Origin of the sequence: Phocaeicola abscessus CCUG 55929, assembly GCF_000312445.1 — a bacterium.
GTDB lineage: Bacteria > Bacteroidota > Bacteroidia > Bacteroidales > Bacteroidaceae > Phocaeicola > Phocaeicola abscessus.
Genome location: NZ_HE997182.1, coordinates 1 through 18,393, shown reverse-complemented (window position 1 = coordinate 18,393; position 18,393 = coordinate 1). Strand labels below are relative to the sequence as shown.

The 18,393-nt window shown below is 40.8% G+C and carries 33 protein-coding genes; all 33 read left to right on the top strand.

Annotated elements, in window-relative coordinates:
* The first annotated feature begins 39 nt into the window (after positions 1 to 39).
* The 33 genes from rpsL to rplQ all read left to right on the top strand — a co-directional run bounded on the left by rpsL (position 40) and on the right by rplQ (position 18,087).
* Positions 40 to 423, top strand: a complete 384-nt coding sequence (rpsL, locus tag BN102_RS00155) for a 30S ribosomal protein S12 (RefSeq protein WP_021311186.1) — start codon at positions 40 to 42, stop codon at positions 421 to 423.
* Between the two features lie 150 nt (positions 424 to 573).
* On the top strand, positions 574 to 1,050 hold the full coding sequence (gene rpsG, locus BN102_RS00150; protein ID WP_019207018.1) for a 30S ribosomal protein S7: 477 nt from the start codon (positions 574 to 576) through the stop codon (positions 1,048 to 1,050).
* A gap of 18 nt (positions 1,051 to 1,068) precedes the next feature.
* A complete protein-coding gene (gene fusA / locus BN102_RS00145) occupies positions 1,069 to 3,186 on the top strand; it encodes an elongation factor G (RefSeq protein WP_019207017.1) in 2,118 nt (705 codons plus the stop codon).
* Positions 3,187 to 3,270: 84 nt separating this feature from the next.
* Positions 3,271 to 3,576 (top strand): 30S ribosomal protein S10, encoded by a 306-nt coding sequence (gene rpsJ / locus BN102_RS00140; RefSeq protein WP_019207016.1) that lies wholly within the window; start codon positions 3,271 to 3,273, stop codon positions 3,574 to 3,576.
* Between the two features lie 21 nt (positions 3,577 to 3,597).
* Positions 3,598 to 4,215 (top strand): 50S ribosomal protein L3, encoded by a 618-nt coding sequence (rplC, locus tag BN102_RS00135; RefSeq protein ID WP_019207015.1) that lies wholly within the window; start codon positions 3,598 to 3,600, stop codon positions 4,213 to 4,215.
* Positions 4,215 to 4,844, top strand: coding sequence for a 50S ribosomal protein L4 (rplD, locus tag BN102_RS00130; protein WP_019207014.1), 630 nt, complete (start codon positions 4,215 to 4,217; stop codon positions 4,842 to 4,844). The genes rplC and rplD overlap by 1 nt, the downstream gene beginning before the upstream one ends.
* Before the next feature lie 20 nt (positions 4,845 to 4,864).
* On the top strand, positions 4,865 to 5,155 hold the full coding sequence (gene rplW, locus BN102_RS00125) for a 50S ribosomal protein L23 (protein WP_019207013.1): 291 nt from the start codon (positions 4,865 to 4,867) through the stop codon (positions 5,153 to 5,155).
* A gap of 5 nt (positions 5,156 to 5,160) precedes the next feature.
* On the top strand, positions 5,161 to 5,985 hold the full coding sequence (rplB, locus tag BN102_RS00120) for a 50S ribosomal protein L2 (RefSeq protein ID WP_019207012.1): 825 nt from the start codon (positions 5,161 to 5,163) through the stop codon (positions 5,983 to 5,985).
* 18 nt (positions 5,986 to 6,003) lie between these two features.
* Entirely contained in the window at positions 6,004 to 6,273 is a 270-nt protein-coding gene (rpsS, locus tag BN102_RS00115) for a 30S ribosomal protein S19 (protein WP_019207011.1), read from the top strand.
* A gap of 34 nt (positions 6,274 to 6,307) precedes the next feature.
* Entirely contained in the window at positions 6,308 to 6,727 is a 420-nt protein-coding gene (gene rplV / locus BN102_RS00110; RefSeq protein WP_021311212.1) for a 50S ribosomal protein L22, read from the top strand.
* The gene (rpsC, locus tag BN102_RS00105) at positions 6,728 to 7,456 is read left to right on the top strand and encodes a 30S ribosomal protein S3 (protein ID WP_019207009.1); all 729 of its coding nucleotides are present in this window, start codon (positions 6,728 to 6,730) and stop codon (positions 7,454 to 7,456) included.
* Positions 7,457 to 7,477: 21 nt separating this feature from the next.
* The gene (gene rplP / locus BN102_RS00100) at positions 7,478 to 7,915 is read left to right on the top strand and encodes a 50S ribosomal protein L16 (protein WP_019207008.1); all 438 of its coding nucleotides are present in this window, start codon (positions 7,478 to 7,480) and stop codon (positions 7,913 to 7,915) included.
* Positions 7,916 to 7,921: 6 nt separating this feature from the next.
* On the top strand, positions 7,922 to 8,116 hold the full coding sequence (gene rpmC, locus BN102_RS10615) for a 50S ribosomal protein L29 (RefSeq protein ID WP_021311195.1): 195 nt from the start codon (positions 7,922 to 7,924) through the stop codon (positions 8,114 to 8,116).
* 11 nt (positions 8,117 to 8,127) lie between these two features.
* Entirely contained in the window at positions 8,128 to 8,385 is a 258-nt protein-coding gene (gene rpsQ / locus BN102_RS00095) for a 30S ribosomal protein S17 (protein ID WP_019207007.1), read from the top strand.
* Between the two features lie 2 nt (positions 8,386 to 8,387).
* Complete coding sequence (rplN, locus tag BN102_RS00090; RefSeq protein ID WP_019207006.1) at positions 8,388 to 8,753, top strand: 50S ribosomal protein L14; 366 nt, start codon at positions 8,388 to 8,390, stop codon at positions 8,751 to 8,753.
* A 20-nt stretch (positions 8,754 to 8,773) separates the two neighbouring features.
* Positions 8,774 to 9,097 carry a 50S ribosomal protein L24 gene (gene rplX, locus BN102_RS00085; protein WP_019207005.1) on the top strand — a complete coding sequence of 108 codons (324 nt, stop codon included), beginning with the start codon at positions 8,774 to 8,776 and terminating at the stop codon, positions 9,095 to 9,097.
* Positions 9,097 to 9,642 (top strand): 50S ribosomal protein L5, encoded by a 546-nt coding sequence (rplE, locus tag BN102_RS00080; protein ID WP_019207004.1) that lies wholly within the window; start codon positions 9,097 to 9,099, stop codon positions 9,640 to 9,642. Before rplX ends, rplE begins: the two co-directional genes overlap by 1 nt.
* A 12-nt stretch (positions 9,643 to 9,654) precedes the next feature.
* Positions 9,655 to 9,954: a 30S ribosomal protein S14 gene (rpsN, locus tag BN102_RS00075; RefSeq protein ID WP_019207003.1), complete on the top strand. Its 300-nt coding sequence runs from the start codon at positions 9,655 to 9,657 to the stop codon at positions 9,952 to 9,954.
* 52 nt (positions 9,955 to 10,006) lie between these two features.
* On the top strand, positions 10,007 to 10,402 hold the full coding sequence (gene rpsH / locus BN102_RS00070) for a 30S ribosomal protein S8 (RefSeq protein WP_019207002.1): 396 nt from the start codon (positions 10,007 to 10,009) through the stop codon (positions 10,400 to 10,402).
* Between the two features lie 14 nt (positions 10,403 to 10,416).
* A complete protein-coding gene (rplF, locus tag BN102_RS00065; RefSeq protein WP_019207001.1) occupies positions 10,417 to 10,986 on the top strand; it encodes a 50S ribosomal protein L6 in 570 nt (189 codons plus the stop codon).
* 21 nt (positions 10,987 to 11,007) lie between these two features.
* Entirely contained in the window at positions 11,008 to 11,349 is a 342-nt protein-coding gene (rplR, locus tag BN102_RS00060) for a 50S ribosomal protein L18 (protein WP_019207000.1), read from the top strand.
* Positions 11,350 to 11,354: 5 nt separating this feature from the next.
* Complete coding sequence (rpsE, locus tag BN102_RS00055) at positions 11,355 to 11,870, top strand: 30S ribosomal protein S5 (RefSeq protein WP_198006545.1); 516 nt, start codon at positions 11,355 to 11,357, stop codon at positions 11,868 to 11,870.
* 9 nt (positions 11,871 to 11,879) lie between these two features.
* Positions 11,880 to 12,056: a 50S ribosomal protein L30 gene (gene rpmD, locus BN102_RS00050; protein ID WP_019206998.1), complete on the top strand. Its 177-nt coding sequence runs from the start codon at positions 11,880 to 11,882 to the stop codon at positions 12,054 to 12,056.
* A 30-nt stretch (positions 12,057 to 12,086) separates the two neighbouring features.
* Positions 12,087 to 12,533 carry a 50S ribosomal protein L15 gene (gene rplO / locus BN102_RS00045; RefSeq protein ID WP_035455703.1) on the top strand — a complete coding sequence of 149 codons (447 nt, stop codon included), beginning with the start codon at positions 12,087 to 12,089 and terminating at the stop codon, positions 12,531 to 12,533.
* A 4-nt stretch (positions 12,534 to 12,537) separates the two neighbouring features.
* The gene (gene secY / locus BN102_RS00040; RefSeq protein WP_019206996.1) at positions 12,538 to 13,884 is read left to right on the top strand and encodes a preprotein translocase subunit SecY; all 1,347 of its coding nucleotides are present in this window, start codon (positions 12,538 to 12,540) and stop codon (positions 13,882 to 13,884) included.
* 12 nt (positions 13,885 to 13,896) lie between these two features.
* Complete coding sequence (gene map, locus BN102_RS00035) at positions 13,897 to 14,694, top strand: type I methionyl aminopeptidase (RefSeq protein WP_019206995.1); 798 nt, start codon at positions 13,897 to 13,899, stop codon at positions 14,692 to 14,694.
* Positions 14,695 to 14,698: 4 nt separating this feature from the next.
* The gene (gene infA, locus BN102_RS00030; protein ID WP_019206994.1) at positions 14,699 to 14,917 is read left to right on the top strand and encodes a translation initiation factor IF-1; all 219 of its coding nucleotides are present in this window, start codon (positions 14,699 to 14,701) and stop codon (positions 14,915 to 14,917) included.
* A 12-nt stretch (positions 14,918 to 14,929) separates the two neighbouring features.
* Positions 14,930 to 15,046, top strand: coding sequence for a type B 50S ribosomal protein L36 (gene ykgO / locus BN102_RS10610; RefSeq protein WP_021311189.1), 117 nt, complete (start codon positions 14,930 to 14,932; stop codon positions 15,044 to 15,046).
* A 33-nt stretch (positions 15,047 to 15,079) separates the two neighbouring features.
* Positions 15,080 to 15,460, top strand: coding sequence for a 30S ribosomal protein S13 (gene rpsM / locus BN102_RS00025; RefSeq protein WP_019206993.1), 381 nt, complete (start codon positions 15,080 to 15,082; stop codon positions 15,458 to 15,460).
* Between the two features lie 11 nt (positions 15,461 to 15,471).
* Positions 15,472 to 15,861 carry a 30S ribosomal protein S11 gene (gene rpsK, locus BN102_RS00020; protein WP_019206992.1) on the top strand — a complete coding sequence of 130 codons (390 nt, stop codon included), beginning with the start codon at positions 15,472 to 15,474 and terminating at the stop codon, positions 15,859 to 15,861.
* A gap of 114 nt (positions 15,862 to 15,975) precedes the next feature.
* Positions 15,976 to 16,581: a 30S ribosomal protein S4 gene (gene rpsD / locus BN102_RS00015; protein ID WP_019206991.1), complete on the top strand. Its 606-nt coding sequence runs from the start codon at positions 15,976 to 15,978 to the stop codon at positions 16,579 to 16,581.
* An 11-nt stretch (positions 16,582 to 16,592) separates the two neighbouring features.
* Positions 16,593 to 17,585, top strand: a complete 993-nt coding sequence (locus tag BN102_RS00010) for a DNA-directed RNA polymerase subunit alpha (protein ID WP_021311206.1) — start codon at positions 16,593 to 16,595, stop codon at positions 17,583 to 17,585.
* Between the two features lies 1 nt (position 17,586).
* A complete protein-coding gene (gene rplQ, locus BN102_RS00005) occupies positions 17,587 to 18,087 on the top strand; it encodes a 50S ribosomal protein L17 (protein WP_036786849.1) in 501 nt (166 codons plus the stop codon).
* Positions 18,088 to 18,393 lie beyond the last annotated feature (306 nt).

Sequence of the window (18,393 nt, the reverse complement as noted above, 5' to 3'; positions counted from 1 at the left end):
TAATTAAGAAATAATAATAAATAATAAAAACAAAACAAAATGCCTACTATTCAACAATTAGTAAGAAAAGGAAGACGGGTTTTGACAGAGAAGAGTAAGTCGCCCGCACTTGACTCGTGTCCGCAAAAACGAGGCGTGTGCGTTCGGGTTTATACCACTACTCCCAAAAAACCTAATTCGGCAATGCGTAAGGTTGCACGTGTCCGTTTGACTAATTCGAAGGAAGTCAACTCTTATATCCCGGGAGAAGGACACAATTTACAGGAACACTCTATCGTATTGGTACGAGGTGGTCGTGTGAAAGATTTGCCGGGAGTTCGTTACCACATCGTACGTGGTACCTTGGATACAGCCGGTGTGGCTGGTCGTACTCAACGCCGCAGCAAATATGGTGCTAAGCGTCCTAAAGCAGGAAAGAAGTAATAGAAACCGAATACTTCCGAAGAATAACAGTATGTTAAATTTTAGTTTTTGGTTTGTCGGATAAAGCAATAAAGGTTGAGTAAATACTTCGGTGGAAGTGTTGAAGTAAACGGAAAATGCAACCCAAACAAAAACATTAGTTTTAGAACAATGAGAAAAGCAAAACCAAAAAAACATGTGATCCTGCCGGATCCCGTCTTTAATGACACCAAGGTCTCTAAATTCGTGAACCATCTCATGTACGATGGGAAGAAGAATACTTCGTATGAGATTTTCTACGCTGCGTTGGAAACAGTCAAAGTAAAATTGCCCAATGAAGAAAAATCAGCTTTGGAAATCTGGAGAAAAGCGCTCGATAATATTACCCCTCAAATAGAGGTTAAATCACGCCGTATTGGCGGTGCAACATTCCAAGTACCTACCGAGATCCGTCCGGAGCGAAAAGAGTCTATTTCCATGAAGAATATGATTTCGTACGCTCGAAAACGAGGAGGAAAGTCGATGGCCGATAAATTGGCTGCAGAGATTACGGATGCCTATAATGAACAGGGGGGAGCATTCAAGCGTAAAGAAGATATGCATCGCATGGCCGAAGCTAACCGCGCCTTCGCACACTTCAGATTTTAATTTAAGTAAGAACGAAAAATGGCAAAACAAGATCTTAGTTTAACCCGAAATATTGGCATTATGGCTCACATTGATGCCGGTAAAACAACTACTTCCGAACGTATCTTGTTCTACACCGGATTGACTCACAAGATTGGTGAAGTTCATGATGGCGCAGCTACGATGGACTGGATGGAAGAAGAGCAGGAACGCGGCATCACCATTACTTCTGCGGCCACTACTGCTAATTGGAAAGTTGGGGACAAGACTTATAAAATTAACTTGATTGATACGCCGGGACATGTCGACTTTACCGCCGAGGTAGAACGTTCGTTGCGCGTACTCGATGGCGCCGTGGCTACTTATGCTGCTGTCGGCGGCGTAGAGCCGCAGTCAGAAACCGTTTGGCGCCAAGCCGAAAAATACGGCGTTCCCTGCATCGGGTATGTAAATAAGATGGACCGCTCGGGGGCGAACTTCTTTGATGTAATGACTCAGATGAGAGAGAAACTGGGTGCAAATCCTTGTGCCGTTATGATCCCGATCGGGGCTGAGGAAAATTTCAAAGGTGTGGTCGACCTGATTAAAATGAAGGCCATCTATTGGCACGACGAAACGATGGGAGCGGAATACGAAGTGGCCGATATCCCTGCTGAATTGACGAATGAAGTGCAGGAATGGCGGGACAAAATGCTTGAAAGCGCAGCCAATTACGATGACGAAGTCATGGAGAAATTTTTCGAGGATCCCTCAACCATTACCGAAGAAGAAATCTTGCGCGCCATTCGTAAAGGTACGTTGAAACATGAAATCGTTCCGATGACTTGCGGCTCTTCTTTTAAGAATAAAGGCGTTCAGACTTTGCTTGACTATATCTGTGCGTTCTTGCCTTCCCCATTGGACACTCCCAACATCATGGGTAGAAATCCTATGACAGATAAAGAAGAAGACCGCCGTCCCTCGGAAGACGAAAAGACTTCGGCGCTAGCATTTAAGATCGCCACCGATCCATATGTAGGTCGTTTAACTTACTTCCGTGTCTATTCGGGAAAGGTGGAGTCTGGATCGTATATTTATAACTCTCGCTCAGGGAAGAAAGAACGTGTATCCCGTTTGTTCCAGATGTTCTCTAATAAACAGAATCCGGTGGATGTTATCGGTGCTGGAGATATTGGCGCTGGAGTAGGTTTTAAGGATATCCACACGGGGGATACCCTTTGCGACGAAGACGCTCCGATCGTCCTCGAATCCATGGATTTTCCCGACCCGGTGATTGGTATCGCCGTTGAACCCAAGACCCAGAAAGACATGGAAAAATTGTCGAACGGTTTGGCTAAATTGGCTGAGGAGGATCCGACGTTCAGGGTGCATACGGACGAACAATCCGGTCAGACGGTTATTGAGGGTATGGGAGAACTTCATTTGGAGATTATCATTGAACGCTTGAAGAGAGAATTTAAGGTGGAATGTAATCAGGGTCGTCCGCAGGTAGCTTATAAAGAGGCTATTACTAAAATTGTCGACCTTCGTGAAGTGTATAAAAAACAGACCGGAGGCCGCGGTAAGTTTGCTGACATCATTGTTTCCGTTGGGCCGGTTGATGACGATTTCAAAGAAGGCGGATTGCAATTTGTGGATGAAGTGAAGGGAGGCAATATCCCGAAAGAATACATCCCTTCCGTGCAGAAAGGTTTCCAGACAGCCATGAAGAGTGGTGTTCTGGCCGGATATCCACTTGATTCCTTGAAGGTCATTTTGAAAGATGGATCATTTCATCCGGTAGACTCTGACCAGCTCTCCTTTGAGATTTGTGCTATTCAAGCTTATAAGAAAGCTTGTGAAAAGGCAGGTCCTGCTCTGATGGAGCCTATTATGAAACTGGAGGTCGTTACTCCGGAAGAAAACATGGGCGATGTGATCGGTGACTTGAATAAACGGCGTGGTCAAGTAGAAGGGATGGAATCGACAAAGTCCGGAGCAAGAATTGTAAAGGCGATGGTGCCTTTGGCAGAAATGTTTGGCTATGTAACAGCATTACGAACGATTACATCAGGCCGTGCAACTTCGTCTATGACTTATGATCATCACTCTCAGGTGTCTTCGTCGATTGCGAAGAACATTCTTGAAGAAGTCAAAGGGCGTGTAGACTTAGTGTAAAGAAAAAGAAGGGGCTACGGATTAGCGAATGACTCTTAATTCGGCCCCGACTTAATAAATAATTAATAATTAATATTTAATCAAATGAGTCAGAAAATCAGAATTAAACTGAAATCTTACGATCACAACCTGGTAGATAATTCGGCTGAAAAAATTGTTAGAACAGTGAAATCTACAGGCGCTATTGTCAGCGGTCCTATTCCGTTACCGACACATAAAAAAATTTTTACTGTGAATCGGTCGACTTTCGTAAACAAAAAGTCGCGCGAACAATTTGAACTTTCGTCTTACAAACGCTTGATCGATATCTACAGTTCTACAGCTAAGACCGTCGATGCGTTGATGAAATTGGAACTGCCGAGCGGTGTAGAAGTGGAGATTAAGGTTTAATGCTATTAAAATTTAACTGAAATGCCAGGATTATTAGGAAAGAAAATCGGAATGACTTCCGTTTTTAGTGCTGATGGTAAAAATGTACCATGCACTGTCATCGAAGCTGGTCCTTGTGTGGTTACTCAGGTTAAAAGTGTTGAAAAGGACGGGTATGCAGCTATCCAAGTCGGTTTTCAGGACATGAAAGAGAAAAATGTCACCAAACCGTTGATGGGACACTTTAAGAAAGCTGGCGTAACACCGAAGAGACACTTGGCCGAGTTCAAAAATTTTGAGAAAGATTATCATTTGGGAGATACGATCACGGTCGATCTGTTTGAGGGAACTGATTACGTCGACGTGATAGGAACTTCTAAAGGTAAAGGTTTCCAAGGGGTGGTTAAACGCCATGGGTTTGGAGGAGTAGGACAAACTACTCACGGTCAGCATAATCGTGCGCGTAAACCGGGCTCCATAGGCGCCTGTTCTTACCCTGCAAAGGTATTTAAGGGAATGCGTATGGCCGGTCAGTTGGGCGGTGATCGGGTGACTACCCAAAATTTGCGTGTGTTAAAAATAATTCCGGAACATAATCTCCTTTTAGTAAAGGGATCAGTGGCCGGATGTAAAGGTTCAATCGTATTAATTGAGAAATAATGGAAGTTAACGTATTAAATATTAAAGGTGAGGACACCGGGAGAAAGGTTACGTTAAACGAATCTATCTTCGGAATTGAACCTAATGATCATGCGATCTACCTGGATGTAAAACAATTTTTAGCAAATCAGAGACAAGGAACACACAAATCTAAAGAGAGAAGTGAACTGAGTGGTTCTACGCGTAAATTAGGTCGTCAGAAAGGTGGTGGGGGCGCACGTCGTGGGGATATCAATTCTCCATTGCTACATGGCGGCGCTCGTGTCTTTGGTCCTAAACCACGAGATTATTCTTTTAAACTGAATAAGAAAGTGAAGGTTTTGGCCCGTCGCTCAGCCTTATCGTATAAAGCTCAGGACAATGCCATCATAGTGGTTGAAGATTTTACATTGGATCTTCCAAAGACGAAAGATTTTATCACCATAATAAATAATCTTAAAATTGCTGACAAAAAGTTACTTTTGGTTTTGCCTAACGGAAATAAAAATGTATATTTGTCAGCTCGTAACATTCAGGATGTTAAGATGTCAACAGCTTCTGCATTAAATACTTACAATGTACTCGATGCTGAAACGATTGTATTGACTGAAGATTCACTGAAAGTGATGGATGGAATCTTGTCTGAATGAAAGAAGAGGAGGCTTGAATAATGGGATATATTATTAAACCGTTAGTAACTGAAAAAATGACGGCGGAAACTGAAAAACTGAATCGTTTCGGTTTTATTGTACGTCCAGAAGCTAACAAATTGGAGATTAAGAAAGAAGTAGAAACTTTGTATAATGTTACGGTGTTGAGTGTTAATACCTTAAGATATGCTGGGAAAAGCAAAAACCGTTATACAAAGTCTGGTTTGATTAAAGGAAAAACAAACGCTTATAAGAAAGCTATTGTTACTTTGAAAAAAGGCGATACAATTGATTTTTATAGCAATATTTGATAAAAATGGCAGTACGTAAATTTAAGCCCACTACACCTGGGCAAAGACATAAAATTATTGGTACCTTTGAAGAAATTACTGCGTCGGTGCCAGAGAAATCTCTTGTGTACGGAAAACGGGCGAGCGGTGGTCGTAATAATGTCGGCAAGATGACAGTCCGCTATATTGGCGGAGGCCATAAACGTAAATTCCGTTTAATAGATTTCAAGAGAGAGAAAGATGGTGTCCCAGCAGTTGTTAAAACGATTGAATACGATCCGAATCGTTCGGCGCGGATTGCTTTGCTGTTTTATGCTGATGGTGAAAAACGATATATTATTGCTCCGAGTGGTTTACAAGTAGGGCACACCGTTATGTCAGGTGCAAATGCCGCTCCGGAGATTGGTAATACATTGCCACTTGAAAATATTCCTATCGGTACTGTAATTCATAATATAGAATTACGTCCGGGACAGGGGGCTATTTTGGTAAGATCGGCTGGAAACTATGCTCAGTTAACATCTCGCGAAGGTAAATATTGCGTTATCAAGCTGCCTTCGGGGGAATTGCGTCAAATCCTTTCCACTTGCAAGGCTACGATTGGTAGCGTGGGTAATTCTGATCATGCCTTGGAAAGTTCGGGTAAAGCCGGACGTTCACGTTGGTTGGGATTCCGTCCTCATAACCGTGGTGTAGTAATGAACCCGGTTGATCATCCAATGGGAGGTGGTGAAGGGCGTGCATCGGGTGGTCACCCGCGTTCGCGCAAAGGCTTATATGCTAAGGGATTGAAGACAAGATCTCCGAAGAAACAGTCTTCTAAGTATATAATTGAAAGAAGAAAGAAATAATCATTAATTGAGTAAATTATGAGTCGTTCATTAAAAAAAGGTCCTTATATTAACGTTAAGCTTGAAAATAAAATTCTGGCTATGAATGAAAGTACAAAGAAGACTGTCGTTAAAACGTGGGCCAGAGCTTCAATGATATCGCCTGACTTTGTGGGGCATACTATTGCGGTTCATAACGGAAATAAATTTATTCCTGTTTATATTACTGAAAACATGGTGGGTCATAAACTGGGCGAGTTCGCTCCTACACGTACTTTCCGTGGACATGCAGGTAATAATAAAAAATAGGCAGTACAAACTGTAGAAAAAAAGAAATAAGATAATGGGAAAAAGGAAATCAATATCGGCTGCCAACAGAAAAGAAGCCCTTAAGACCATGTATTTCGCAAAACTGCGAAATGTCCCGTCTTCTCCGCGGAAAATGCGCTATGTCGTGGATATGATCCGTGGTATGGAAGTGAGTCGTGCACTTGGCGTCTTGAAATTTTCTTCGAAAGATGCTGCTGCAAAAGTAGAAAAATTGTTACGCTCTGCTATTGCTAATTGGGAACAGAAAAACGAACGCAAAGCAGAGGATGGAGAATTGTTTATATCTAAAGTCTTTGTGGATGAGGGAGTCACCCTGAAGAGAATGCGTCCGGCTCCACAAGGAAGAGGATACAGAATTCGTAAACGTTCGAACCACGTAACTTTGTTCGTCGATTCTAAAAATACTAATGATAATAAAAACGAAGCAGTATAGATGGGACAGAAAATTAATCCGATAAGTAACCGTTTAGGAATTATCAGAGGGTGGGATTCTAATTGGTATGGTGGCAAAGATTATGGTGATTCTTTGCTAGAAGACAGTAAAATCCGCAAATATTTGAAGGCGAGACTTGTAAAAGCAAGTATTTCAAGAATTATTATTGAACGTACGCTGAAGTTGGTGACAATTACTGTATGTACCGCACGTCCGGGGGTTATCATCGGTAAAGGTGGTCAGGAAGTTGATAAGTTAAAAGAGGAATTGAAAAAGATCACCGATAAAGATATTCAAATCAATATCTTCGAAGTAAAGAAACCGGAATTGGATGCAGTGATCGTGGCTAATAATATTGCTCGCCAGATCGAGGGAAAGATCGCTTATCGGCGAGTTATAAAAATGGCGATTGCTAACACGATGCGTATGGGTGCAGAAGGTATTAAAGTCCAAATTTCAGGGCGTTTGAATGGAGCAGAAATGGCTCGTTCTGAAATGTTAAAGGAGGGGAGAACACCGTTACATACTTTCCGTGCAGATATCGATTATTGTCAGGTTGATGCTTTGACAAAAGTTGGCTTGCAGGGTATTAAAGTATGGATTTGCCGGGGTGAGGTTTATGGTAAGAGAGAATTGGCACCTAATTTCGCTCAAGTTAAAGAAGGTAATCGTGGAGGTAGCGGCGGCAATGGTGGTAAGAACTTTAGAAGAAAGAGAACTAATCGATAATCGATTTGAATTTTAAGAATTATGTTACAACCGAAGAAAACAAAATTCAGAAGACAACAAGATGGCCGTCGTAATGGAAAAGGTTATGCGCACAGAGGTAATCAATTAGCCTTCGGGTCATTTGGTATAAAAGCGCTTGAACCTAAATGGATTACAGGCAATCAAATAGAGGCAGCTCGTGTGGCAGTGACAAGATACATGCAGCGTCAGGGACAGATTTGGATTCGTATTTTTCCGGATAAACCGATCACGCGTAAACCTGCTGACGTACGTATGGGTAAAGGTAAGGGAGATCCCGTGGGGTTCGTCGCACCGGTTTTACCAGGACGTGTCTTGATTGAAGCCGACGGAGTTCCGTATGAGATAGCTAAAGAAGCGTTGCGTTTAGCGGCACAGAAGCTTCCGATTACTACCAAGTTTATTGTTAGACGTGATTACGATGCTAATCAAAATGCTTAATTAATTATGAAGATCGCAGAAATTAGAGAAATTCCAACTAATGAGCTGGCAGAAAGAATTGACACCGAAGTGGCCAATTACAATCAAATGCGGCTGAATCATTCTATTTCTCCGCTGGAAAATCCTGCACAAATAAAGAAATTACGCAGAACGATTGCGCGAATGAAAGCAGAATTACGTCGGAGAGAACTTAACAACTAATATTAGTCCTCATGGAAGTTAGAAATTTAAGAAAAGAAAGAACGGGTATCGTCGTTAGCAATAAAATGGATAAAACCATTACCGTTGCTACGGTATTTAAGGAGAAACACCCAATGTATGGTAAGTTCGTTCGGAAAACGAAGAAATATCATGTTCATGACGAAAAAAATGAATGTAATATAGGCGATACGGTACATATCATGGAAACTCGCCCTCTGAGCAAGACGAAAAGATGGAGATTGGTTTCAATAATTGAAAGAGCTAAGTAATTATGATACAGGCAGAATCCAAACTTACAGTATGTGATAACAGTGGCGCAAAAGAAGCTCTTTGTATTCGTGTTTTAGGCGGAACAAAAAGACGATACGCTTCTGTAGGGGATATCATTGTGGTGGCTGTTCAAAGCGTTATCCCTTCAAGTGAAATTAAAAAAGGTGCCGTTTCGAAGGCTCTGATTGTACGTACTAAGAAAGAGATCCGTCGTGCTGATGGCTCTTATATTCGTTTTGATGATAATGCTTGCGTATTATTAAATAACGCAGGTGAGATTAGGGGTAGTCGTATTTTCGGCCCTGTGGCCAGAGAGTTGCGTGCAGCTAATATGAAGGTTGTTTCCTTGGCACCCGAAGTACTTTAATTTTGTAAACGATTTTAGTAATGAGTAAATTACATATAAAAAAAGGCGATACTGTCTACGTCAATTCTGGGGAAGACAAAGGTAGAACCGGGCGTGTGCTGAAAGTTCTTGTTAAAGAAAAACGCGCCATCGTCGAGGGTATCAATATGGTTTCCAAGAGTACAAAGCCCAGTGCAAAGAATCCTCAGGGAGGAATCATCAGACAAGAAGCTTCTATTCATATCTCGAATTTAAATGTCATTGATCCTAAGACGGGGAAGCCCACACGCATTGGGAGAAGAGAGAGTGCTGATGGAAGGACATTCGTTCGTTATGCTAAAAAATCAGGGGAGGAAATCAAATAATGAGTAGTACTGCTAGCCTTAAGAAAGATTATGCAGAACGCATCGCGCCTGCATTGATGAAACAGTTCCAATATTCTTCTTCTATGCAAATACCTGTTCTTAAAAAGATTGTGATCAATCAAGGACTTGGAGAAGCCGTAGCTGATAAGAAGATTATAGAAGTTGCTATAAATGAATTGACAGCGATTACTGGTCAGAAAGCTGTTGCAACAATTTCACGTAAAGATATTGCCAATTTTAAATTGCGTAAGAAAATGCCTATTGGCGTAATGGTAACTTTACGTCGTGAAAGAATGTATGAATTCTTGGAAAGACTTATTCGTATAGCTTTACCACGTATCCGAGATTTTAAAGGTATTAATTCCAAATTTGATGGAAGAGGTAACTATACATTAGGGATCGAAGAACAAATTATCTTCCCGGAAATTAATATTGATGGTATAACTAAGATTCTTGGTATGAACATTACTTTTGTCACTTCAGCTAAAACTGATGAGGAGGGGTTTGCTTTACTTAAAGGATTCGGTTTACCTTTTAAAAACTAAAAATAATATAGTATGGCAAAAGAATCAATGAAAGCTCGCGAAATAAAGAGAGCCAAACTTGTAGCCAAATATGCTGAAAAACGTGCTGCCTTGAAAAAGATTGTCAATACAGGTAATCCGGCTGAAGCCTATGAAGCTGCTCGTAAATTGCAGGCTATACCCAAGAATGCTAATCCTATCCGTTTGCATAATCGTTGTAAGTTGAGTGGACGTCCGAAGGGCTATATTCGTCAATTTGGTATTTCAAGAATTGAATTCCGTGAAATGGCATCTAATGGTTTGATCCCAGGCGTTAGAAAAGCAAGTTGGTAATTCTTTTTTAAATATTGTCAGGGTTGTCCTGATTAATTTAATTTTAATTTATATGACAGATCCGATCGCAGATTATCTCACAAGGTTGAGAAATGCAATTAGTGCAAAGCACAGAGTAGTTGAAATACCTGCTTCAAATCTGAAGAAAGAAATCACAAAGATTCTCTTTGATAAAGGTTACATTCTGAACTACAAGTTTATTGAAGACGGTCCTCAGGGAACTATTAAGATCGCTTTGAAGTATGACACTGTTAACAAGGTTAATGCAATCAAGAGGCTTCGAAGAGTTTCGACGCCAGGTTTGCGAAAATACACGGGTTACAAAAACATGCCGAGAGTAATTAATGGTTTAGGTATTGCTATAATATCTACTTCCAAAGGTGTAATGACAGATAAAGAAGCGGCTAATTTGAAAATTGGCGGGGAAGTTCTTTGTTACGTATATTAATAGGAGGATAAACAATGTCAAGAATTGGAAAATTACCTATCAGTATCCCTAATGGAGTTTCTGTAACTCTTAAGGGTAATGTAGTCACCGTAAAAGGACCTAAGGGAGAATTGAGTCAGTACATCGATCCTTCGATTAACGTAACCATTGAAGGGGGGCAAATATCTTTTAAAGAGAATGAAAAGGCTCTACTTGATAACACGAAGCAACGACATGCTTTTTATGGTTTATACCGTGCATTGGTAAATAATATGGTTATCGGTGTTTCTGTAGGTTATAAGAAAGAACTGGAGCTTGTCGGCGTTGGCTATCGTGCTTCGAATAATGGGAATATTATGGAACTTGCATTAGGTTATACGCATAATATTTTTATGCAATTGCCTTCAGAAATTAAAGTGGAGACTAAATCAGAGAGAAATAAAAACCCCCTGATTATTTTAGAATCATGTGACAAACAGTTACTTGGTCAGGTATGTGCGAAAATTCGTTCTTTCCGTATGCCAGAACCTTATAAAGGGAAAGGTATTAAGTTTGTTGGCGAAGAAATTCGTAGAAAGTCTGGTAAGACTGCGGCAGCTAAATAATTTATTTAAATCTGTATCATTATGACAACAAAATTAAAAAGACGAATCAAAATTAAATCTAGGGTACGTAGTAAAATTTCTGGTACAGCTGAACGTCCTCGGATGAGTGTCTTTAGAAGTAATAAGCAAATCTATGTTCAGGTTATAGATGATTTGAAGGGTGAAACATTAGCTTCTGCTTCTTCGCTTGGAATGCCAACAATGCCTAAAATTGAGCAGGCGACAAAAGTAGGTGAACTGATCGCAAAGAAAGCTCAAGAAGCGGGCATCACCGCAGTTGTATTTGACCGCAATGGTTATCTGTATCATGGGAGAATTAAAGCAGTTGCTGATGCTGCTCGTAACGGTGGACTTAAATTTTAATCGAGATTATGATAAATAATAGAGTTAAGATATCTAGCGATGTAGAATTAAAAGACAGATTGGTAGCTATCAATCGGGTAACTAAAGTTACGAAAGGTGGTAGAACTTTTACTTTTTCTGCAATTGTTGTGGTTGGGAATGAGGATGGCGTTATCGGCTTAGGCTTAGGAAAAGCAGGTGAAGTGACGACAGCTATTGCAAAGGGGGTTGAAGCTGCAAAGAAGAATCTTACACGAGTTCCGGTATTGAAAGGTACTGTTCCTCATGAACAAACAGCTAAATTTGGTGGTGCAGAAGTATTTATTAAACCGGCTTCAACGGGTACAGGCGTTGTAGCCGGAGGAGCAATGCGTGCTGTTTTGGAAAGTGTAGGCATTACAGATGTTTTGGCAAAATCCAAAGGTTCTTCTAATCCGCACAATTTAGTGAAGGCTACGATCCTAGCCCTTAGCGAGATGAGAGATGCCCGTACTGTGGCCCAAAATAGAGGTATCAATATAGAAAGAGTATTTAAAGGTTAAGGAGGAGTTATGTCAACTATTAAGATTAAACAGATCAAGAGTAGAAATGGTGCTCCCGCATGTCAAAAACAGACATTGGATTCACTGGGGCTCCGAAAATTGAATCAAGTGGTTGAACGCGAGGATACTCCTACCGTTCTTGGTATGATAAAAAAGGTAAAACACTTAGTTACTATCGTTGAGTGATTTTCTTCGAATTTTAAAATGGATTATAATATGAATTTAAGTAATTTAAAACCAGCAGAAGGATCTTCAAAAGCGCGTAAAAGAATTGGTCGTGGGCCAGGATCTGGTTATGGAGGTACCTCTACGAGAGGTAGCAAAGGTGCGAAGTCCAGATCCGGTTATAAGAGGAAGATCGGTTTTGAAGGCGGGCAAATGCCTCTTCAACGTCGTCTTCCCAAATTTGGTTTTAAGAATATCAATCGGGTCGAATATAAAGTTATCAACTTAAATACTTTACAACGTCTTGCGGAAACAAAGGCTTTGTCGAAGATCGGGTTGAAAGATCTTATTGAAGCGGGTTATATCTCTTCTAACCAGTTAGTTAAAATACTTGGTAACGGGAGTTTGACTATAAAGCTTGATGTAGAGGCGAACGCTTTCTCAAAAAGTGCCGTAGCTGCGATCGAAGCTGTTGGTGGTAATGCTGTAAAACTCTGATTCAATGAGAAAATCTATTGAAACATTAAAGAATATATGGAAAATTGAGGATTTACGTCAAAGGATTCTCATCACCTTATTATTTGTAGCTATTTACAGATTTGGTTCTTACGTGGTTCTACCGGGTATTAACCCTTCTATGTTAACTCAGTTACATCAACAAACGAGTGAAGGTTTGTTAGCACTGTTGAACATGTTCTCCGGCGGCGCTTTTTCTAATGCATCCATCTTTGCACTAGGAATTATGCCTTATATCTCGGCGTCTATCGTTATCCAGTTGCTTGCTATCGCCGTTCCTTACTTCCAGAAAATTCAACGGGAGGGGGAAAGTGGAAGGAGGAAGATCAATCAATATACCCGTATATTGACGATCTTTATCCTGATCTTTCAGGCACCTTCCTATTTGATTAACCTGAAGATACAGGCAGGAGGAGCGCTTAATGCTTCATTAGATTGGACGACCTTTATCATTTCTTCTACGGTCATTCTCGCTGCTGGGAGTATGTTTATCTTATGGTTAGGAGAACGAATTACGGACAAAGGCATTGGCAATGGTATTTCTTTAATTATCATGATTGGTATTATTGCCCGATTGCCCCAAGCTTTAATTCAAGAAGTGGTCTCGCGCTTCTCTTCTCCGGGAGCTGGAGGGATTGTGATGTTTTTGTTTGAGATGGTATTCTTGCTATTAGTTATGGCTGGCGCTATCCTTTTGGTGCAAGGTGTACGCAAAGTGCCTGTGCAATATGCAAAACGTATCGTCGGTAACAAGCAATACGGCGGCGCTCGTCAATATATTCCGCTGAAAGTGAATGCAGCTAACGTGATGCCTATTATTTTCGCTCAGGCATTGATGTTTATTCCTATATCTATCGTAGGCTATTCGAATGTGGCTACGGCAAGTGGTCTCGCACGCGCATTAGTCAATAACAACGGTTTCTGGTATAATTTGATTTATGCAGCATTGATTATTTTATTTACTTATTTCTATACTGCAATTACGATCAATCCTACGCAAATGTCTGAAGATATGAAGAGGAATAATGGCTTCATCCCAGGTATTAAACCGGGGAAGAATACGGCTGATTATATCGATTCTATCATGTCGCGTATTACGTTGCCGGGATCTATCTTCTTGGCCATTGTAGCTATCATGCCTGCTTTTGCAGGAATATTTGGAGTGCAACAAGGTTTTGCACAGTTTTTTGGTGGTACATCGCTATTGATTCTCGTAGGTGTGGTGTTGGATACCTTGCAGCAAATAGAGAGTCATTTGCTAATGCGCCATTACGATGGGTTGTTGAACACCGGAAGAATTAGAGGGCGTTCAGGCAATATTCAAGCTTATTAATTTGCTTGAAAGATGATATTTCTTAAAACAGAGGATGAAATAGAATTGCTTCGACAGAGTAATTTACTCGTCGGTAAGACGTTGGGAGAGGTAGCTAAACTCATTAAACCCGGTGTTACAACTAAAGAACTTGATAAGGTAGCTGAAGAGTATATTCGCGATAATGGCGCTATTCCTACTTTTAAAGGTTTCCCTAATCAATATGGTAATCCATTTCCCGCCTCGATCTGTACGTCTGTAAACGATCAAGTGGTTCATGGAATTCCTAATGATATTCCTCTCAAGGAAGGCGATATCGTTTCTGTTGATTGCGGTACTTCTATGAATGGCTTTTGTGGCGATTCTTGTTATACATTCCCGGTAGGCGAGGTTTCGCTGGAGGTGATGCAACTGCTTAAAACAACCAAAGAAGCTCTTTACTTAGGCATACGGCACGCTGTACATGGAAAGAGAGTGGGGGATATAGGCTTTGCCATTGAAGAATGTTGTGAGTCAAAATCTTATGGCGTAGTCAGAGAATTTGTCGGTCATGGTATTGGTAGAGAGATGCACGAAGATCCGATAGTGCCTAATTATGGGAAAAAAGGCAGTGGTGTTCTGTTGAAGAAAGGTATGTGTATCGCCATTGAGCCGATGATTGCGATGAGAGATCGTCAGATTTATATCGAGGATGATGGTTGGACCGTCCGTACCCGTGACGGGAAGCCTGCCGCACATTACGAACATACGGTGGCGATAGGCGTAGGCAAAGCCGATATTTTATCCTCTTTCGAGTATGTTGAACAAGTTTTAGGAGATAAAGCAATTTAATTTTATGGCTAAACAATCCGCTATAGAACAAGATGGAACGATAGTCGAAGCATTGTCGAATGCAATGTTTCGTGTTGAACTGGAAAATGGGCATGAAATCACTGCTCATGTTTCGGGAAAGATGAGAATGCATTACATTAAAATATTACCCGGAGACAAGGTCAGAGTAGAGATGTCTCCTTACGACTTGTCAAAAGGAAGAATCGTTTTTAGATACAAATAAAAAAATTAAGATATGAAAGTAAGAGCATCAATCAAGAAACGTACGCCTGAATGTAAAATTGTAAGACGTAAAGGCCGTTTGTATGTTATTAACAAGAAAAATCCTAAGTATAAACAACGTCAAGGATAATTTATTATTTTTGCAGGAAAAATAATTAAGTATATGGCTATAAGAATAGTTGGTGTAGATTTACCCCAGAATAAAAGAGGGGAAATTGCGTTGACCTACATTTATGGTATCGGACGCAGTAGCTCAGCCAAAATCTTGAATAAGGCTGGTGTAGATAGAGATATTAAAGTGCAAGATTGGACTGACGATCAAGCCGCTAAGATACGTAGTATCATTGGTGAAGAATTTAAAGTAGAAGGAGATCTCCGTTCCGAAATTCAGATGAACATTAAGAGATTAATGGATATCGGTTGTTATCGAGGGGTGCGCCATCGTTTAGGATTGCCTGTACGTGGACAAAGCACCAAGAATAATGCACGTACGCGTAAAGGAAAGAAGAAAACTGTTGCAAATAAGAAAAAAGCTACTAAATAATAATCGTTGATATGGCAAAAAAAACAGTCGCTGCAAAGAAAAGAGTCGTCAAAGTTGAGGCGAGTGGACAGTTGCACGTCCATTCTTCATTCAACAATATCATTGTTTCTTTGACAAATAACGAAGGGCAGATCATTTCATGGTCTTCTGCAGGAAAGATGGGATTTAGAGGTTCTAAAAAGAATACTCCTTATGCAGCCCAGATGGCTGCCCAAGATTGCGCCAAAGTGGCATACGACCTTGGCCTTAGAAAAGTTAAAGCGTATGTGAAAGGTCCTGGAAACGGAAGAGAGTCCGCTATTAGAACCGTACATGGAGCAGGAATCGAGGTTACTGAAATCGTTGATGTGACTCCATTACCGCATAATGGCTGTCGTCCTCCCAAGAGAAGAAGAGTATAAGATAAGCTTAATGTAAATGTTACTTGATTCGGTTGATTTGGATTACATCTTCCTTTCTGTAATCGCGGCTGTAACGGATTAAGTGCATGATTAACAATTTAATTACTAAAGAAAATGGCAAGATATACTGGACCAAAAACAAAAATCTCACGCAGATTCGGAGAAGCAATATTTGGACCCGATAAAGTTTTATCTAAAAAGAATTATCCTCCAGGTCAGCATGGCGTAAATCGAAGAAGAAAAATTTCTGAATATGGAATAATGTTAGCTGAAAAACAAAAGGCTAAATATACCTATGGCGTGTTGGAAAAGCAATTCCGTAACATGTTTGATAAGGCGGCAAGAGCCAATGGGATTACAGGCGAAATCCTGCTCCAAAACTTAGAAGCCCGTTTGGATAATGTCGTATACCGTTTGGGCATAGCTCCTACACGCGCAGCGGCCCGTCAATTGGTCAATCATAGACACATCGTCGTCAACGGCAATGTGGTCTCTATTCCTTCTTATTCGGTAAAACCGGGTCAACTTGTAGGAGTTCGTGAAAGATCCAAATCATTAGAAGTGATTGCTAATTCACTAACTGGATTTAATCATGGCAAATATTCTTGGTTAGAATGGGATGAAAATGCAAAAACAGGTAAATTATTACATGTTCCTGCCAGAGAAGACATCCCTGAGAACATTAAAGAACATTTGATCGTTGAATTGTACTCTAAATAATCATTAATTTCATGGCAATATTAGCATTTCAAAAACCTGATAAAGTATTAATGTTGGAAGCGGATGCCAAATATGGCAAATTTGAATTCCGCCCCCTCGAACCCGGTTTCGGTATTACTGTAGGTAATGCTTTGCGCCGTATCCTGCTTTCTTCGTTGGAAGGATTTGCAATCAATACCATACGTATGGCAGGCGTAGAACATGAATTCGCGACCGTTCCCGGTGTGAAGGAAGATGTGACCGGCATTATCTTAAATCTGAAACAAGTAAGATTTAAGCAAGTTGTGGAAGAGTTTGAAAACGAGAAGGTATGCATTACCATCGAGAATTCTAATGAATTTAAAGCAGGGGATATAAGTAAGTATCTGACTGGATTTGAAGTGTTAAATCCCGAATTGGTTATTTGCCATTTAGATCCTAAAGCAACTTTGCAAATGGATATTACCATTAACAAAGGAAGAGGGTATGTTCCCGCAGATGAAAACCTGCAATTCTGCACTGATGTGAACACGATCCCCATCGATTCTATATACACCCCGATTCGTAATGTCAAGTATTCCGTTGAAAATTTCCGCGTCGAACAGAAAACCGATTACGAGAAACTGATTCTTGAAATTACTACCGATGGCTCCATCCATCCCAAGGAAGCCCTGAAAGAATCCGCTAAGATTCTGATTTACCACTTCATGCTTTTTTCGGACGAGAAAATTACGCTGGAAGTATCCGATTCGGAGAGTAATGAAGAATTCGATGAGGAAGTATTGCACATGCGTCAGCTTCTCAAGACGAAATTAGTCGATCTGGATCTTTCGGTGCGCGCGTTAAATTGTTTGAAAGCCGCCGACGTAGAAACCTTAGGTGATTTAGTTCAATATAATAAGACCGACTTGCTGAAGTTCAGAAATTTCGGAAAGAAATCCCTGACAGAATTGGAAGATTTACTCTCCGGCCTGAGTCTTTCTTTCGGAACAGATATTTCAAAGTATAAATTAGATAAAGAATAAGATGAGACATAATAAGAAATTCAATCACCTGGGGCGTACCGCCTCTCATAGAGCCGCGCTGTTATCAAACATGGCCAATTCCCTGATTAAACATAAAAGGATCAATACGACCGTAGCCAAGGCTAAAGCTTTGAAAAAATATGTAGAGCCTCTGATCACAAAATCGAAAGAAGATACCACCCATTCGCGTCGTGTGGTGTTTAGCTATTTGCAAGATAAGTATGCCGTTACGGAATTGTTCAAAGTTGTTTCGGAAAAAATCGCCGAACGTCCCGGAGGATATACGAGAATCATCAAGACAGGTAACCGATTGGGGGATAATGCATCGATGTGTTTCATCGAGTTGGTTGACTTTGACGAAAAGATGGCTAAAACTGCCCTGAAGAAAGCTACACGGACTCGACGTTCTAAAAAGACTTCCTCCAAGGTTGAACCAGCTGTGGAAGAAGTCGTAAGTCCCGAAGAAGCTCTTCCTTCAGAAGAATCACAGCCTCAGGGATAGTTTTTGAGGTACAACTATTATAGCATAGCTCAAAGGGCTGTCTCTTTAAGAGATAGTCCTTTGTTTCTACTCGCCCGCAGTCATTCCTCGCCCTGTCTCGTGTAAGACTCCGATACGACGTGATTCCACACAGACATGCAGACCGTTTTAATTCTCTACGTAGACAATTTTAATTCTCTACGTAGACAATTTTAATTCCCTGCGTAGACAATTTAAATTTTCAGGGCAGGCCGTTTTCAGGTGCTTATTCTCCCTTGCTTTCGCTTCCTTCGATCGGAGAGACTACCAAGAGGAATCGACGACGTG

What these genes read in the sequence shown, in the direction of transcription:
- rpsD (WP_019206991.1), top strand. Translation starts at nt 15,976, where the DNA reads ATGGCAAGATATACTGGACCAAAAACAAAAATCTCACGCAGATTCGGA.
- rpsJ (WP_019207016.1), top strand. Translation starts at nt 3,271, where the DNA reads ATGAGTCAGAAAATCAGAATTAAACTGAAATCTTACGATCACAACCTG.
- BN102_RS00010 (WP_021311206.1), top strand. Translation starts at nt 16,593, where the DNA reads ATGGCAATATTAGCATTTCAAAAACCTGATAAAGTATTAATGTTGGAA.
- rpsN (WP_019207003.1), top strand. Translation starts at nt 9,655, where the DNA reads ATGGCAAAAGAATCAATGAAAGCTCGCGAAATAAAGAGAGCCAAACTT.
- rpmD (WP_019206998.1), top strand. Translation starts at nt 11,880, where the DNA reads ATGTCAACTATTAAGATTAAACAGATCAAGAGTAGAAATGGTGCTCCC.
- rplO (WP_035455703.1), top strand. Translation starts at nt 12,087, where the DNA reads ATGAATTTAAGTAATTTAAAACCAGCAGAAGGATCTTCAAAAGCGCGT.
- rplE (WP_019207004.1), top strand. Translation starts at nt 9,097, where the DNA reads ATGAGTAGTACTGCTAGCCTTAAGAAAGATTATGCAGAACGCATCGCG.
- infA (WP_019206994.1), top strand. Translation starts at nt 14,699, where the DNA reads ATGGCTAAACAATCCGCTATAGAACAAGATGGAACGATAGTCGAAGCA.
- rpsK (WP_019206992.1), top strand. Translation starts at nt 15,472, where the DNA reads ATGGCAAAAAAAACAGTCGCTGCAAAGAAAAGAGTCGTCAAAGTTGAG.
- ykgO (WP_021311189.1), top strand. Translation starts at nt 14,930, where the DNA reads ATGAAAGTAAGAGCATCAATCAAGAAACGTACGCCTGAATGTAAAATT.
- secY (WP_019206996.1), top strand. Translation starts at nt 12,538, where the DNA reads ATGAGAAAATCTATTGAAACATTAAAGAATATATGGAAAATTGAGGAT.
- rplQ (WP_036786849.1), top strand. Translation starts at nt 17,587, where the DNA reads ATGAGACATAATAAGAAATTCAATCACCTGGGGCGTACCGCCTCTCAT.
- rpmC (WP_021311195.1), top strand. Translation starts at nt 7,922, where the DNA reads ATGAAGATCGCAGAAATTAGAGAAATTCCAACTAATGAGCTGGCAGAA.
- rpsC (WP_019207009.1), top strand. Translation starts at nt 6,728, where the DNA reads ATGGGACAGAAAATTAATCCGATAAGTAACCGTTTAGGAATTATCAGA.
- rplF (WP_019207001.1), top strand. Translation starts at nt 10,417, where the DNA reads ATGTCAAGAATTGGAAAATTACCTATCAGTATCCCTAATGGAGTTTCT.
- fusA (WP_019207017.1), top strand. Translation starts at nt 1,069, where the DNA reads ATGGCAAAACAAGATCTTAGTTTAACCCGAAATATTGGCATTATGGCT.
- rplP (WP_019207008.1), top strand. Translation starts at nt 7,478, where the DNA reads ATGTTACAACCGAAGAAAACAAAATTCAGAAGACAACAAGATGGCCGT.
- map (WP_019206995.1), top strand. Translation starts at nt 13,897, where the DNA reads ATGATATTTCTTAAAACAGAGGATGAAATAGAATTGCTTCGACAGAGT.
- rpsQ (WP_019207007.1), top strand. Translation starts at nt 8,128, where the DNA reads ATGGAAGTTAGAAATTTAAGAAAAGAAAGAACGGGTATCGTCGTTAGC.
- rplR (WP_019207000.1), top strand. Translation starts at nt 11,008, where the DNA reads ATGACAACAAAATTAAAAAGACGAATCAAAATTAAATCTAGGGTACGT.
- rpsM (WP_019206993.1), top strand. Translation starts at nt 15,080, where the DNA reads ATGGCTATAAGAATAGTTGGTGTAGATTTACCCCAGAATAAAAGAGGG.
- rplW (WP_019207013.1), top strand. Translation starts at nt 4,865, where the DNA reads ATGGGATATATTATTAAACCGTTAGTAACTGAAAAAATGACGGCGGAA.
- rpsH (WP_019207002.1), top strand. Translation starts at nt 10,007, where the DNA reads ATGACAGATCCGATCGCAGATTATCTCACAAGGTTGAGAAATGCAATT.
- rplC (WP_019207015.1), top strand. Translation starts at nt 3,598, where the DNA reads ATGCCAGGATTATTAGGAAAGAAAATCGGAATGACTTCCGTTTTTAGT.
- rplN (WP_019207006.1), top strand. Translation starts at nt 8,388, where the DNA reads ATGATACAGGCAGAATCCAAACTTACAGTATGTGATAACAGTGGCGCA.
- rplX (WP_019207005.1), top strand. Translation starts at nt 8,774, where the DNA reads ATGAGTAAATTACATATAAAAAAAGGCGATACTGTCTACGTCAATTCT.
- rplB (WP_019207012.1), top strand. Translation starts at nt 5,161, where the DNA reads ATGGCAGTACGTAAATTTAAGCCCACTACACCTGGGCAAAGACATAAA.
- rplD (WP_019207014.1), top strand. Translation starts at nt 4,215, where the DNA reads ATGGAAGTTAACGTATTAAATATTAAAGGTGAGGACACCGGGAGAAAG.
- rpsS (WP_019207011.1), top strand. Translation starts at nt 6,004, where the DNA reads ATGAGTCGTTCATTAAAAAAAGGTCCTTATATTAACGTTAAGCTTGAA.
- rpsG (WP_019207018.1), top strand. Translation starts at nt 574, where the DNA reads ATGAGAAAAGCAAAACCAAAAAAACATGTGATCCTGCCGGATCCCGTC.
- rplV (WP_021311212.1), top strand. Translation starts at nt 6,308, where the DNA reads ATGGGAAAAAGGAAATCAATATCGGCTGCCAACAGAAAAGAAGCCCTT.
- rpsL (WP_021311186.1), top strand. Translation starts at nt 40, where the DNA reads ATGCCTACTATTCAACAATTAGTAAGAAAAGGAAGACGGGTTTTGACA.